The sequence below is a fragment of the Motilimonas sp. E26 genome (genome assembly GCF_021278025.1).
In the GTDB taxonomy this organism is placed as follows: domain Bacteria; phylum Pseudomonadota; class Gammaproteobacteria; order Enterobacterales; family CBDFNC01; genus Motilimonas.
The window spans coordinates 1-12,979 of the sequence record NZ_JAIBHJ010000028.1 but is presented as its reverse complement, the minus strand read 5'-3'; the positions used below and the strand labels follow the sequence as shown (position 1 = coordinate 12,979).

Below are 12,979 nucleotides of genomic sequence, written 5' to 3'. Positions count from 1 at the left end.
GAAAGCATCAATGACAGATTTTACCCATATTAACCAACAGGGTGATGCACATATGGTAGATGTTACTGAAAAATCGGTAACACAACGCCAAGCCATTGCAGAAAGCTATATTGACATGTCGGCCGATACCCTAGCGCTTATTTTATCTGGGCAGCATCATAAAGGCGATGTGTTTGCCACTGCAAGGATTGCTGGGATCATGGCGGCCAAGAAAACCGCTGACTTGATCCCCTTATGTCATCCATTGGCGTTAACCAAAGTTGAAGTGGAGATTATTCCTGAGCCAGAACTGAATCGGGTACGAGTGCAAGCGTTGTGTAAGTTATCAGGTAAAACAGGCGTTGAAATGGAAGCGTTAACGGCGGCTTCCATTGCAGCATTAACCATCTATGATATGTGTAAGGCCGTGCAAAAAGACATGGTGATTTCGCAAACGCGTTTACTTGAAAAGCAGGGCGGAAAGTCTGGACACTTTAAGGGAAAATATGATTAATGTTGTGTTTTTTGCCAAATTACGTGAAAGCTTAGGCATTGAAAGTATCCAACTCGATACTAAGGGCATTGAGACGGTAGAGGATGTATTGCAGACGTTATATCGTCATCACCCTAGCTGGAAAGGGGAGTTAAGCCAAGGGCCATTATTGGTGGCAATTAATCATGATATGGCGCGCTTAACCAGTGCCGTTAAAGCCGGCGATGAAGTTGCCTTTTTCCCACCGGTGACAGGTGGTTAAAGGGGAGGAGTATGATACGAGTACAAACGCAAGATTTTGACATTAACCATGAATATAAGCTGCTGGCGAGTAAATCGGAAGCCGGTGCGATAGTGACTTTTGTCGGTCTTGTTCGGGAAATGAACCTTGCCAAAAAAGTCACAGCCTTACATTTAGAGCATTACCCAGAGATGACGGAAAAAAGCTTGCGTAAAATAGTGCAGCAAGCAAAACAGCGCTGGGATTTAATTGATGTTACCTTGATCCACCGTGTGGGCACTTTGGGCCTTAATCAGCAAATTGTATTTGTTGGGGTAAGTAGCCAACATCGTGGTCAGGCTTTTGCTGCTTGTGAATTTATCATGGATTTTCTAAAAACACAGGCGCCATTTTGGAAAAAAGAACATACCGAGTCAGGAGAGCTCTGGCTTGATGCCAATGACAAAGATATGGCTGCTGCTAAGCGTTGGCAGCGCTAACTGGGATTGAAATTGCTAGGGGCTCTCAAGCCCCTGATGGTTTAAGTTAGTTTAAATAATCACTAAATACTTCAATGGTGACGGTTTCCCCCGCAGCTACATTGCCGCGCGCTTGCTCTAGTATGACAAAGCAGTTCGCCTGGCTCATGCCACTAAATACACCAGAGCCTTGGCCACCTGTGCTGCTCACAGTTAGTTTTCCATCGTCATTAACTTGGTAAATACCGCGCTGAAAATCAGTACGTCCAGGTACTTTTTTAAAGCCATGAGTGGTGATAGCCGGAAGGCGCAGGGCTTGTGTTGGTTTCGCCCCTGCCATTTTTGCCATGGTGGGTAATGCTAGTTGCGTTAAGGTCACTAGCGCTGAAACTGGGTTGCCAGGTAGACCAAAAAAGACACTGTCACTGAGTTTACCAAACGCAAAAGGTTTACCAGGTTTGATAGCGAGTTTCCAAAAACCAATTTCACCCAACTGCTCGAGTATGTCTTTGGTGTAATCTGCTTCACCAACCGACACACCGCCGCTGGTGATCACTACATCTGCTTGTTGGTTAGCTTGAAGAAACGTGTCTTTAAGCAGGGCTGGATCATCAGCAATAATACCAAAATCAATCACCTCGACATTCATTTTGCTTAAAATAGCATTAAGGCAGTAACGGTTACTGTCATAAATTTGTCCCTCTTTAAGGGCTTGATCCACATGCTTCAATTCGTCGCCGGTAGAAAAAATAGCTACTTTAAGGGGTTGGTACACATTCACTTTTGCAATACCAAGGGAAGCGAGCAAAGGAATGTCGCGGCTACGTAAAGTGTGTCCTGCCTCGAATATACGCTGGCCAGCAGTGATGTCTTCGCCGCGCAAACGAACATTTTGTCCTTGGCGAACATTGGCTTGAAATTGAATGAATGAGCCATTTATTTGTGTATTTTCTTGCATTTCAACGCTATCAGCATCCTCAGGTAAAGGTGCCCCAGTCATGATTCGAATACAGCCTCCTTTGGGGATATCGCCTCTAAACGGCGCTCCCGCAAATGACTTTCCGACTAGAGTGAGCTCAGTATTATTGTTTAAGTCGGCCGCTCTGAATGCATATCCGTCCATTGCTGAATTATTAAATGGCGGAACATATACCTGTGAAATAACGGCTTGTGCAAGGGTAAAGCCAATGGCTGATTGGATCGGCTGTGTTATTTGCTCGCAACAAGGTTCAACCGCGTCTAACATTTGCGTTAATGCATCTGCTATGGGTTTTAGGCCGGGGGTATCACAACATCCCATCTGGTGCTCCTTCTGTTTATGTCGATTGACTCTCATTATGCTATTGAATGCCCCTAAGAATAAGCTTAAGAACAATAAAAAGTGAAATGTCTGGCTATACTTAAGTCATTACTTACCTTAGAGGTAATGTGCATGACAGTTAAATTAGCCCCGCAAACTCCAGAGCAAGTGGCAAAAGCTCAGACCACTAAAGGGATTGAGGATGAAAAAAGCGACATCAATCAATCCAAACAAGACTTAGATGCGTATTTAGACAATCTACTGGAAGATGTTTTTAGCCAATTACCGGGCAGTTGATGTTGCAATTGCGGCAAAAAACCTCTATTTATGCCGATATATTTGCTAAAGGATAAAATGGATGTCTGTCACAAACCAAGCGGCGTTAGTGGTTCGCGATGCGTTAATTAGCCGAGGTTTAGAAACCCCAGTGGTTGAAAATGGGTTAAGTAACAGTGATAAAAAACAGAAAATAGAGCAACACTTTGGCGACATAATGGCATTGATGGGGCTGGATTTAGGCGATGACAGCTTGGCCGAAACGCCGCGTCGTATTGCAAAAATGTACATTGACGAGATATTTTCTGGCTTAGATTACGAAAACTTTCCCAAAATCACCGTTATCGAAAATAAGATGAAAGTTGATGAAATGGTGCAAGTGTCTGACATTTCATTAACCAGTACCTGTGAGCATCACTTTGTCACTATCGATGGCCGCGCCACGGTGGCTTATATCCCCAAAACGAAAGTGATTGGCCTGTCTAAAATTAACCGCATCGTGCGCTTTTTTGCCCGTCGCCCGCAAGTACAAGAGCGGCTAACCCAGCAAATTTTATGCGCTTTACAAGCATTGTTAGAAACAGACAATGTTGCCGTTTCTATTGATGCGGTGCATTACTGTGTTAAAGCGCGCGGCGTACAAGATGAATCAAGTCATACTCGCACTACGTCCTTAGGTGGCAATTTTAAATCTAAACCTGAAACCCGTCAGGAATTTTTGCAAGGTATTCGCTAAATGAATGACGTGACAGTTAAACCACGAGTGGTGATCCGCTATTGCACTTTATGTCGCTGGTTACTGAGAGCTAGCTGGATGTCGCAAGAGCTGTTATCGACCTTTGCTGACGATCTCGGTGAAGTGGCATTAGCGCCAGCCGAAAAAGGCGAGTTTAAAATTTATGTTAATGATCAGCTGATTTGGTGCCGAGTGCGGGATGAAGGTTTCCCTGAAGCCAAAATTTTGAAGCAGCGCGTGCGTGATGTGCTATTCCCGGAGCGAGATTTGGGCCACAGCGATAGATAACCCGAAACGAAATTTTACCGTCAAGCAAATTCTATCGGGTTAGGGTTGGCTTAAACAGAACCGGGGGCGAGGTAGGATCTCCCCGAGCTGCGGTCATTGCCACTCGGGGAAATAATCAATTCACTTCTGCAGGCTCAGGTAAGTGCGCGTTGATGTAACGCTGGCGTTTATTGGCTTTTAGCTGCGCTAAATCCACTAACACTAAGCCATCAATACAGTTATTAAAATCTGGATCGACGCCAAAGTCTAAAAACTTTACGCCGCCGGGATCGCATACTTCACTGTATTGTTTGTATAAAGTTGGGATGGCGGTGCCCATGTTGTCTAACACGGCTTTGAGGGTAATAAAGTCTTGTTTGTAATCATTGCCGACAAACTCAACGCTTAAGCTGGTCAATAAATTTTCAGGCACTTGGTATGGCACTTTAGCAGTTGCCATACCTGACTCTGCCGAGAAATATAATTGGTAAAAGTAGATTAATAAGTCTTTGGCATTTTTTGGCAAGCTGTCACTGATACTAACAGGGCCAAATAGGTAACGATATTGTGGATGTTTGGCAATAAACGCGCCGATACCGAGCCAGAGATAATCTAAGCTACGGCGACCCCAATATTTAGGCTGGACAAAGCTGCGTCCTAGCTCAAGGCCTTGAACGAGGTAGGGCTTCATTACTTCACCATAGTGAAACAATGATTGACTGTACAAGCCATCGTCGCCTTGCGCTTTGATAATTTCTGCCGCCTTGGCAAAGCGATAAGCACCGGCTATTTCTAACTCGTCAGCATCCCATAAGATTAAATGCAGGTAATGGCTATCATAATGGTCAATATCGCGCTTGGTTCCCGTGCCTTCGCCCACGGCGCGAAATGAAACCTCACGTAAGCGACCTAATTCGCGCAGCACTGGTGAGCTGTCGCTGTGTTTGTATAAATAAATATGTTTGTTGTCGGGGGTTGTGCCTAATTTTTCACAGCGCTCAACCGCTTGCTTTAAGGCTATTCGTGGTTCGGGATGAGCTATCGGGGTTTCGGTTCTAAAATAGCCATTTTTGCCTTTAGCAAGTCGATAGGTTTGCTTTTGCAGTAACTTAACTTTGGCGCTAGTGGATATTTGATCCCCTTGGTAGCTGTCATAAGGCACCATCTTGCCTACGGTCATTTTTACCGTATTAGCATTTTGCTTAAACATTTCTTTTACCAGTAATAAGGTTGCCAGCGGCTTGTACAGCATTGACGTGCCATAAAACAGTGCGGAATTACGCGCTTGAATATGAATAGGCAGGATAGGCGCTTGGGCGCGACTGGCCATGCGTAAAAAACCGCTATTCCATTTTATGTCTTTAATACCAGTTGGGCGCAGGCGTGACACTTCCCCTGCTGGAAAAATAATTAACGCGCCGTCTTGTTGTAAATGATTATGGATGTTTTGCAGGTTTTCCTTCACCGTTAAGCCGTTCATGTTGTTCACCGGCAGCAGCGTGGGTTGCAGTGGCTTAATCGACATTAATAGCTCATTGGCAACCACTTTTACATCGGGGCGAATGCGGTGGATAAATTGCAATAATGCTAAGCCATCGAGTGAGCCAATAGGGTGGTTAGCAACAATCACCACTTTGCCGGTTACAGGGATCCGCTCTATTTCTCGTTCGGTAGTGCGATAGCTAAAGTCGAAGTAGTCTAATACCTTCTCAACAAAGTCAAAACCAGTGAGGTGCGGGTAGAGTTGACCAAATTCAATAAATTCCTTCTCGTGTAATAAGCGGCGTAAAAAATAAGTCACTGGCTTACGTAGCCAAGGCTTATCAGTAATTTGAGGAAAATGTTGGTTTACCACTTGGTCGACTGAAAACATAGATCATCCTTAACAGTTAGGCTGGCTTGAGCCCTGAAAAGGTGTTGTCATCTAGGAGCTCAATAGCTCAAAAATAAGCTGGATATGTGACAGTGCGTTGGCAGAAATGTGTCGTAAAGGTGACGATGCAGACGTTTGCGAAAAACGTGTTAATTAAAGGATAAAAAAATACCCAGCTAGGCTGGGTATGTGTTCGATGGTATCGCGTTTGATTAAGCGAAGTTTGCTGCAGCAAATTCCCAGTTAACCAATGCCCAGAAACCTTTTAGGTAATCAGGACGAACGTTACGGTAATCGATGTAGTAAGCGTGCTCCCAAAGATCCACAGTTAGGATTGGAGTAACACTTGCGTCTGTTAGCGGCGTTGCTGCATTAGACGTGTTTACGATAGCTAGGCTACCGTCAGCATTTTTAACTAACCAAGTCCATGAAGAACCAAAGTTGTTTACTGCTTTGTCGTTTAGCTCAGCTTGGAATTTTTCGAAAGAACCAAAGCTTGCATCAATTGCGGCAGCTAGTGCGCCAGTTGGTTGACCGCCACCGTTAGGGCTTAAACAGTTCCAGTAGAACGTGTGGTTCCAAACTTGAGCAGCGTTATTAAAAACACCACCTTCAGAAGTTTTAACGATCTCTTCTAGAGATTTGTTAGCAAGCTCTGTACCTTCAACTAGGCCATTTAGCTTAGTTACGTAAGTTTGGTGATGCTTACCGTAGTGGTAAGACAACGTTTCAGCAGAAATATGTGGTTCTAATGCATCTTGTGCATAAGGAAGTGCTGGAAGTTCAAAAGCCATTTTTATTCTCCATTGCTCGTTATCCCTCTGTTTTGTATCAGAGGTTGTTGAATTTTACGCAAACACTTTAGCCTTTTTTGCGACATTGATCTAGATCAACGTGACGCCTAGTGGGCTTTTCTTTAGAATACGTATTATCAGGTGGGTTGAAACAAAGACCCTATTTAATTTACGATTTTTTGTGGTGCGCCTTTAGGGTAGACTATATAAAAATTATGCAGTGTGAGGATAGTATGGAAACCTTAGAAAAGATCAAAAGCCAAATCAGTGAAAACACCATCTTGTTGTACATGAAAGGCTCCCCGAAATTTCCAAGCTGTGGCTTTTCCGCGCAAGCATCTCAAGCACTGATGCAGTGTGGTGAGCAATTTGCTTACGTTGATATTTTACAAAACCCAGACATTCGTGCTGAGTTACCAAAATACGCAAACTGGCCTACTTTCCCACAACTTTGGGTTGAAGGTGAGCTAGTGGGTGGTTGTGACATTATTCTAGAAATGTTTCAACAAGGTGAGCTACAGCCCCTTATTAAAGAAGCTGCGGCTAAAGCAGCTCCTGAAGGCGAAGCCGCTGACGCATAATGGTTTAAAGCGCAAATATAAAGGTATCCTAACTGGATACCTTTTTTTATGTCTTAATTTTATGCCTGATTTAATGGAGCATTACAGGATCATGGCAGCAATCCAACCAAAGACCAGAAGTGGAATATTATAGTGAATAAAGGTGGGTACCACGGTATCCCAAATATGATCGTGTTGGCCGTCGGCATTTAAACCTGAGGTTGGGCCTAAGGTTGAGTCAGATGCGGGTGAGCCTGCATCACCGAGAGCAGCGGCGGTACCCACTAATGCCATAGTGGCCATTGGCGAAAAGCCAAACTGAATGCACAAAGGCACATAAATGGTCGCGATAATGGGAATAGTTGAGAATGATGAGCCAATGCCCATGGTGATCAATAAGCCAACAATTAACATCAGCATTGCCGCTAAGCCTTTATTTTCGCCAATCATTGAACCAATAGAGCTTACTAATGTTTCCACGCCGCTGGTGGCCTTAATTACTGCTGCAAAGCCTGCAGCTGCAATCATAATAAAGCCGATCATCGCCATCATGCGCACACCTTGAGTAAAGGCATCTTGGGTTTCTTTAAAGCGGATCACGCCGCCTAAGGTAAAAATAGTAAAGCCAGCGAGCGCACCGAGAATGATCGAATCGGCATAAAGCTGCAGGGTAAGTGCTGTTACAATGGCAACCAGCGCGACCCCAATATGGCCCGGTTTAAAAGTTTTGTTTTCTGGCTCAGCGGCTAGAATTTTTTCCAGCGAATATTCACGGGGTTTACGATAAGACACGAACAAGGCTACTAATAAGCCTAATACCATGCCTGCTACCGGTAATGCCATCGCCAGCGGTAAATCTGATGCCTCTGCGGTTAAGCCGTTACTGGTTAGATTAGCAAGCAAAATATTGTTTAAGAAAATGCCGCCAAATCCCACCGGTAATAACATGTAAGTGGCGGTTAAACCTAAAGTGATCACACAAGCCACCGCGCGGCGGTCAATATTAAACTGCGCCATCACATGGAGCAAAGGCGGGATCAAAATAGGAATGAACGCAATATGCACCGGCACTAAGTTTTGCGAGCTGATAGACACCAACAAAATAGCGGAGAACAACACGGTTTTAAACCAAAAAATATTATTGCTGGTGGTGGTACCGCCAAAGGTATTAATCACTTTTTGCGCCAGTAGGTCGGTAATGCCTGAGCGAGAAATAGCCACCGCAAACGCGCCAAGCATGGCATAGCTTAAGGCAATGGTTGCGCCGCCGCCTAAACCACCATTAAAAGCGCTAATGGTTTCCTCAATAGAAAGCCCACCCACCAAGCCGCCAACAATGGCGCTTAAGGTAAGGGATATTACTACGTTGATCCTAAGTAAACTGAGTATCAGCATTAAGCTGACAGCGATAACAACCGCATTCATTAGTAGATGTCCTTGTGTTTGTTGTGTTTGTTCGAAAGAAGTTAGCGCTGTCGCTCTACGGCTACTTTGCTAGCGGTGGGCATATTAACAGATAAAAACACAGGGATTTTGATTTATTATGCAATAGTTGACTATTCTCAAGTGTTTTTATGGTGGGAGTGGGTGGTTGTTGTCGCTAGAGGTTAGGGTTAGTTAGGATTTACTTGGGCTTGGGCTGTTATGAGTTTACAGTTGTCGCATAACATTATTCGTTGCCGTTTTGTCGGAATATAACAGCGAAGGCCCTACGAAGCCGATAATTGATTGTTTACTATAGATAAAAAGGATGTAAATATTGTGGATATGTTTTAGACGCCGTTTTGGGGGCGTTTTATCACCCCATTATGGGATCTAAGAAGCTGTTAGCTGGTCGAGGTAACCGTGAGCAAATTTGGAATCTCCACAATAAATAGTATCAGTTCTTTTACTATTTGGCTGATTGTTGGTTTGCTAATTTCAAGCAACTGGCAAGGTGTATTGTTGTCTTTGATATTTGTTTTATTGCCTATAAGTTGTTTGGTGTTTTGGCGAAGTTATGTATTAAGTGAACTTCTGTTAAGTGGTAAAGCATCATTAAAATTGTATGCCTTCGACGGCTTTAAATGGGGCATCATTTTTAGCTGTGTATTTTTTACTTTTACAATATCGTCAAAAGTTATGGCTGCAGGCTCTGCTTTAATGGGGGCTAGTTTTAATGATATAGCTTTTTATGTGTTTATGTTTGCAATACCAACTACGTTTGTAATGGGCTTAGTTGGCATGTTCCACAGTATGTTATTTTACGGCTTAAATCGCATGCTTATAACCAGCTAATAAGCACTTAATCGTACTAAAACAGTGAGTTAGGTTTCGCTTCGCTACACATTTTAACCCACTGTTTTAGTCCGATTAAGTGGGCGTTAGCAGACAATCAAGTATGAATATTGAAATAGAAAACTATTGGGAATTGTTGGCTTTACATAAGTCCTTAATGGCCGTTAAATTTGATCAAAATTCATGTTTGCGTGAGGCTCAAGGGTCGCCCTATACGGGCAGCTTGGCATTTAAAGTGTTTGATCAATTGGTAGCTGCAAGCAATGAAAAGCAAGCTGCGGATTGGATAAAGTGGCAAGAGGCTGATGATTCTCGTATAGAAACACAGTTACTACACAAGCATATAAAAGAATCTGAGTGGTGGGCGGATTCAGATCAAAGTCAAAAGGAAAAGTATGTTCGTGATTTTATGGCTCCTCTAATTCTTAACGAGCAGGTGTTCAATGAAATCACCAAAAACTGCTAACAAACCAATTATTCCGACCTCAACTCGCTGCGCTCGTTTCGGCGGCATATTGGGGCGTTAGCTTACCGGTGGTAATATGAGTTCAAATGATTACATTAAGAATATCCGTAGTAAAATCGGTAACTCCACTTTAATGATTCCAAGTGTTGCAGCTGTCATTTTCAACGATAAGAATGAAATAATTCTTCAAGAAAAAAGTAATGAACCTTGGAGCCTTCCTGCTGGTATGATCGATCCTGGTGAATCCCCTAGAGAGGCAATTATAAGGGAAGTTCGAGAAGAAACGGGCTTAATGGTAAAACCAACTAAAGTTTTAGGTGTTTTTGGTGGCAAAGAGTTTTCTTATACATACCCTAATGGCCATCAAGTTGAATACACCATTATATTGATGTTGTGTGAGAAAGTTAGTGAAGAAACAAGTAGCGAGCCTCTCGACAGTGAAACTGTTTCTTTAAAATATTTTTCTAAAGAATCAATGCCACAACTCGCACTTCCTTATCCTCTTGAAGTACTATTTAATGAAATATCCGATTCACTTATAAAATAAAGCTAACAAGAGACTATGGCGTCAATCGTTATTTTTAAACTTTTGGCGCTTCCCACATAACACCGTCTCTTAACATCGAATTGAGCGTGATAACCATCTTCCTGATACAAGCGATGATGGCTACTTTCTTCGGTTTTCCGGCCGCCACAAGGCGTTGGTACGTTGCTTTAAAAACAGGGTTTGATTGAATAGCAGACATCATTGCCATGTATAAAACGGTTCGCACTTGATGTCGTCCACCTTGTATTTTTCGTTGTCCTTTATAGCGACCACTTTCCTTATTCATGGGGGCGACCCCGACTAATGAACTGGCTTCTTTGTTGCTGATATAGCCTAGCTCTGGCAGGTTGCTGATGATGGATGCCGCGGCAATTTTACCAATGCCTTTCATGCTTTGCAGGATGGTGTTTTTGGCCTGATATTCTGGGCAAGACTCAATGAGTTTTACTATGTTTGCCTCTATCTTTACAATTTGATTTTTGAACACGGTTAAGATGGGTTTGATGGTCACAGCGAGCGCTTTAGGGAGAATTTGAAGACGGTTTTTCTCCATGGTTTGCATTACCAGTAGTTGATTTCTTCTTGCGACCAAATCGCTCATAGACTGCATAACGGCGGGCTTTAAGGTTGATAGTGCTGGTTGAATGGCCTCACCATAATGCGCGATGAGTTGAGCGTCTAGTTTGTCAGTTTTTGCTTTTTGGCCAATGGCGCCAGCAAAGCGTTTAATGTGAATGGGGTTGGCGATAACAAACGGTAAATGGGCTTCGGCGCAAGCCACAATAAATGGCATTTCAAGGCGACCTGTGGCTTCAATAACGATGCGATTGGGTTGGTGTTTTTTAATGGTTTTGACAGCCTCTTTAATGCCTTTTTCATTATTGGCAACAGTGAAATAGATGTCGAGGGGACGAATATAAATATCGAGTTGAAACTTGCCTGTATCGACGCCGATGGTAATATTTTGATTAGTTTTAGAATTCATAATAAGCTAACTCTTGCTTGCAAATGCGGGTTAGAGACCCAGTAGACTATTCGAGTATTTTGCTTGGAGTCCTTTGTCGCGTTCGTTCTTGTTATCGGTCTCTCAATGGAGGAGCCATCATTTAATCGAACTACGACAAGGAAAGCGTTAGTTGCAGCTAACGCCTGGGTCTCACATTACCCGAAACTGGATGTAAAGGGTCAATTAGGTGGGTTAATTATCCATACAAGGCATTTAAACGGAACAAAAACAGTGGGTTACGTTTCGCTTCGCTACACATTTTAACCCACTATTTTTGTCCGCTTAATGCGGCGTTGAGGCTGTAGAATTTCTCTTTTTTAAGAAATATAGCCTGTTTTATGGGTTCAAAATGCATTACCTTTTGTTTTAAAAGCGCTTAGGATTGATTGCAGGGCCCCGTTTTTTAGTCAAATCTGGCTGTTGGAGTTATTCTACAGTCTCGTTAGCAGTACAGGGTAAGTATGTTCAACTTAATACGTAACAATGAACTTGAACTACAACTTGATATTTCTGGTGTCGAAGACCACTTACCATCAATTGCATTTGACATTGTTGTGTCATGGGATATGCCATACCAAAAAATTAACTTTACGCTTAAAGAATGCTGGTTTGAGTGTGAAGAGTGGGATCGATTTGAAGAGTCAATATCTCAGTTGATAGAGCAGGACTCTGGCTCTGTTACGTTAAAGGATATGAGTGAGAATCCAATAATATCATTTACCAAGACACATTCAGAACTACTCACGATAATTCAGTCTAAAGATACTTTAGGAGTTGGTGAATTCTCACTCAGAGCAAAAAGTTTCTCCATTGAGTTAACTGAAGTTTACAATAAAACTAAACAGCTTGATAAATGGTGGTAAGTACTGCTAACAAGGCCGTTAAACCAAGGACACAAAACAGCAGGCTTGTGCTCCTTCGTCGCCAATTTTAGCCTGCTATTTTGTGCCGTTTACGGCAAGCGTTAAATGTCTATGGAAGATAAATACCAAAAATTTTTGAAATTCCTGTTCGATCGAGAAGAATCACAAGAAGATTGGCGTTTTGACTATGAATTAGAGGAGCCTCGCCTTACTGAATCAGAAGTGATTCTCTTTGTCCGTCGAATGCTCGAAAACTACGAATCAGATATAGCGCAGTATTCCGACTGGCAACTTGGCAAGGGTGTTGATTATATTTTCAACAATAGTTGCTCGGATATTTCGTTCGTTATACGCGATGGTAAAATTCCAGTTGAGGAGAAGGTTTCAGTTATTCTTGCTCTAAAAGTGTTTTTTAAGAAATGTCTAAATGAGCGCTGTGTGCCGTCGCTGGGGCACTTGTCAGAAGAAGGAAATGAGCTTAATCATTTTTGTTATATGGTTTGGGATACTACGCCTCTTACCTATTGCGAGCAGAGCAGTAGCAAAGATGAAATATACAGAGCAGTTGCAGAAGTAATGGAATACTCATTAACGTTATCAAACGTGGCGTGCATTGAAAGCGGATTGCATGGGTTAGGTCACTTGCACGGATATTTCGAAAACGCATCAAAGATAGTGAGAAATTATATCAAAAAGAGTTCGGTAACCGACTCACGTTTAATAAAGTATGCTAAAAATGCTGAAATTGGGTATGTTCAGTGAAATTTAACACATATGAGCCTCCCGGCCGTCAATAGGTACTAGCTATTTCTTTGGCTGCGTTAGCAGCCAAATTCAAGTCAA

The 12,979-nt window shown here is 42.8% G+C and carries 16 protein-coding genes; 11 read left to right on the top strand and 5 right to left on the bottom strand.

Features of this window, described 5'->3' with window-relative positions; all coding sequences use genetic code 11:
• The first annotated feature begins 10 nt into the window (after window positions 1–10).
• The 3 genes from moaC to moaE are packed head-to-tail and all read left to right on the top strand — an operon-like array spanning window position 11 to window position 1,192.
• The gene (gene moaC / locus K1M91_RS17825) at window positions 11–493 is read left to right on the top strand and encodes a cyclic pyranopterin monophosphate synthase MoaC (RefSeq protein WP_232803614.1); all 483 of its coding nucleotides are present in this window, start codon (window positions 11–13) and stop codon (window positions 491–493) included.
• Entirely contained in the window at window positions 486–734 is a 249-nt protein-coding gene (gene moaD, locus K1M91_RS17820) for a molybdopterin converting factor subunit 1 (RefSeq protein WP_232803613.1), read from the top strand. The genes moaC and moaD overlap by 8 nt, the downstream gene beginning before the upstream one ends.
• A gap of 11 nt (window positions 735–745) precedes the next feature.
• Window positions 746–1,192, top strand: coding sequence for a molybdopterin synthase catalytic subunit MoaE (gene moaE / locus K1M91_RS17815; RefSeq protein ID WP_232803612.1), 447 nt, complete (start codon window positions 746–748; stop codon window positions 1,190–1,192).
• A 46-nt stretch (window positions 1,193–1,238) separates the two neighbouring features.
• Here moaE and moeA read toward each other — a convergent pair whose 3' ends face one another.
• Window positions 1,239–2,471: a molybdopterin molybdotransferase MoeA gene (gene moeA, locus K1M91_RS17810; RefSeq protein ID WP_232803611.1), complete on the bottom strand. Its 1,233-nt coding sequence runs from the start codon at window positions 2,469–2,471 to the stop codon at window positions 1,239–1,241.
• 132 nt (window positions 2,472–2,603) lie between these two features.
• On the opposite strand from moeA, the gene K1M91_RS17805 reads away from it, so the two are divergent.
• From K1M91_RS17805 to K1M91_RS17795, 3 genes are all read left to right on the top strand, one after another.
• On the top strand, window positions 2,604–2,768 hold the full coding sequence (locus K1M91_RS17805) for a hypothetical protein (protein ID WP_232803610.1): 165 nt from the start codon (window positions 2,604–2,606) through the stop codon (window positions 2,766–2,768).
• Window positions 2,769–2,829: 61 nt separating this feature from the next.
• Window positions 2,830–3,483, top strand: coding sequence for a GTP cyclohydrolase I FolE (folE, locus tag K1M91_RS17800; RefSeq protein ID WP_232803609.1), 654 nt, complete (start codon window positions 2,830–2,832; stop codon window positions 3,481–3,483).
• Between the two features lie 9 nt (window positions 3,484–3,492).
• On the top strand, window positions 3,493–3,771 hold the full coding sequence (locus K1M91_RS17795; protein WP_348983278.1) for a SelT/SelW/SelH family protein: 279 nt from the start codon (window positions 3,493–3,495) through the stop codon (window positions 3,769–3,771).
• A 115-nt stretch (window positions 3,772–3,886) separates the two neighbouring features.
• On the opposite strand, the gene K1M91_RS17790 is transcribed toward K1M91_RS17795, so the two are convergent.
• Both K1M91_RS17790 and sodB read right to left on the bottom strand, forming a co-directional pair.
• Window positions 3,887–5,623 (bottom strand): lysophospholipid acyltransferase family protein, encoded by a 1,737-nt coding sequence (locus K1M91_RS17790; protein ID WP_232803607.1) that lies wholly within the window; start codon window positions 5,621–5,623, stop codon window positions 3,887–3,889.
• Between the two features lie 212 nt (window positions 5,624–5,835).
• Window positions 5,836–6,417 (bottom strand): superoxide dismutase [Fe], encoded by a 582-nt coding sequence (gene sodB, locus K1M91_RS17785; RefSeq protein ID WP_232803606.1) that lies wholly within the window; start codon window positions 6,415–6,417, stop codon window positions 5,836–5,838.
• A 233-nt stretch (window positions 6,418–6,650) separates the two neighbouring features.
• On the opposite strand from sodB, the gene K1M91_RS17780 reads away from it, so the two are divergent.
• Window positions 6,651–6,998, top strand: coding sequence for a Grx4 family monothiol glutaredoxin (locus tag K1M91_RS17780; RefSeq protein WP_232803605.1), 348 nt, complete (start codon window positions 6,651–6,653; stop codon window positions 6,996–6,998).
• Window positions 6,999–7,079: 81 nt separating this feature from the next.
• Here K1M91_RS17780 and K1M91_RS17775 read toward each other — a convergent pair whose 3' ends face one another.
• Window positions 7,080–8,402: a Na+/H+ antiporter family protein gene (locus K1M91_RS17775; RefSeq protein WP_232803604.1), complete on the bottom strand. Its 1,323-nt coding sequence runs from the start codon at window positions 8,400–8,402 to the stop codon at window positions 7,080–7,082.
• Between the two features lie 955 nt (window positions 8,403–9,357).
• Here K1M91_RS17775 and K1M91_RS17770 point away from each other — a divergent pair.
• Window positions 9,358–9,720: a hypothetical protein gene (locus K1M91_RS17770; protein ID WP_232803603.1), complete on the top strand. Its 363-nt coding sequence runs from the start codon at window positions 9,358–9,360 to the stop codon at window positions 9,718–9,720.
• A 76-nt stretch (window positions 9,721–9,796) separates the two neighbouring features.
• Entirely contained in the window at window positions 9,797–10,267 is a 471-nt protein-coding gene (locus K1M91_RS17765) for an NUDIX domain-containing protein (RefSeq protein ID WP_232803602.1), read from the top strand.
• 34 nt (window positions 10,268–10,301) lie between these two features.
• Here K1M91_RS17765 and K1M91_RS17760 read toward each other — a convergent pair whose 3' ends face one another.
• Complete coding sequence (locus K1M91_RS17760) at window positions 10,302–11,252, bottom strand: IS110 family transposase (RefSeq protein ID WP_232803601.1); 951 nt, start codon at window positions 11,250–11,252, stop codon at window positions 10,302–10,304.
• A gap of 482 nt (window positions 11,253–11,734) precedes the next feature.
• On the opposite strand from K1M91_RS17760, the gene K1M91_RS17755 reads away from it, so the two are divergent.
• On the top strand, window positions 11,735–12,136 hold the full coding sequence (locus K1M91_RS17755; RefSeq protein ID WP_232803600.1) for a hypothetical protein: 402 nt from the start codon (window positions 11,735–11,737) through the stop codon (window positions 12,134–12,136).
• A gap of 105 nt (window positions 12,137–12,241) precedes the next feature.
• Complete coding sequence (locus tag K1M91_RS17750; protein WP_232803599.1) at window positions 12,242–12,898, top strand: hypothetical protein; 657 nt, start codon at window positions 12,242–12,244, stop codon at window positions 12,896–12,898.
• Window positions 12,899–12,979 lie beyond the last annotated feature (81 nt).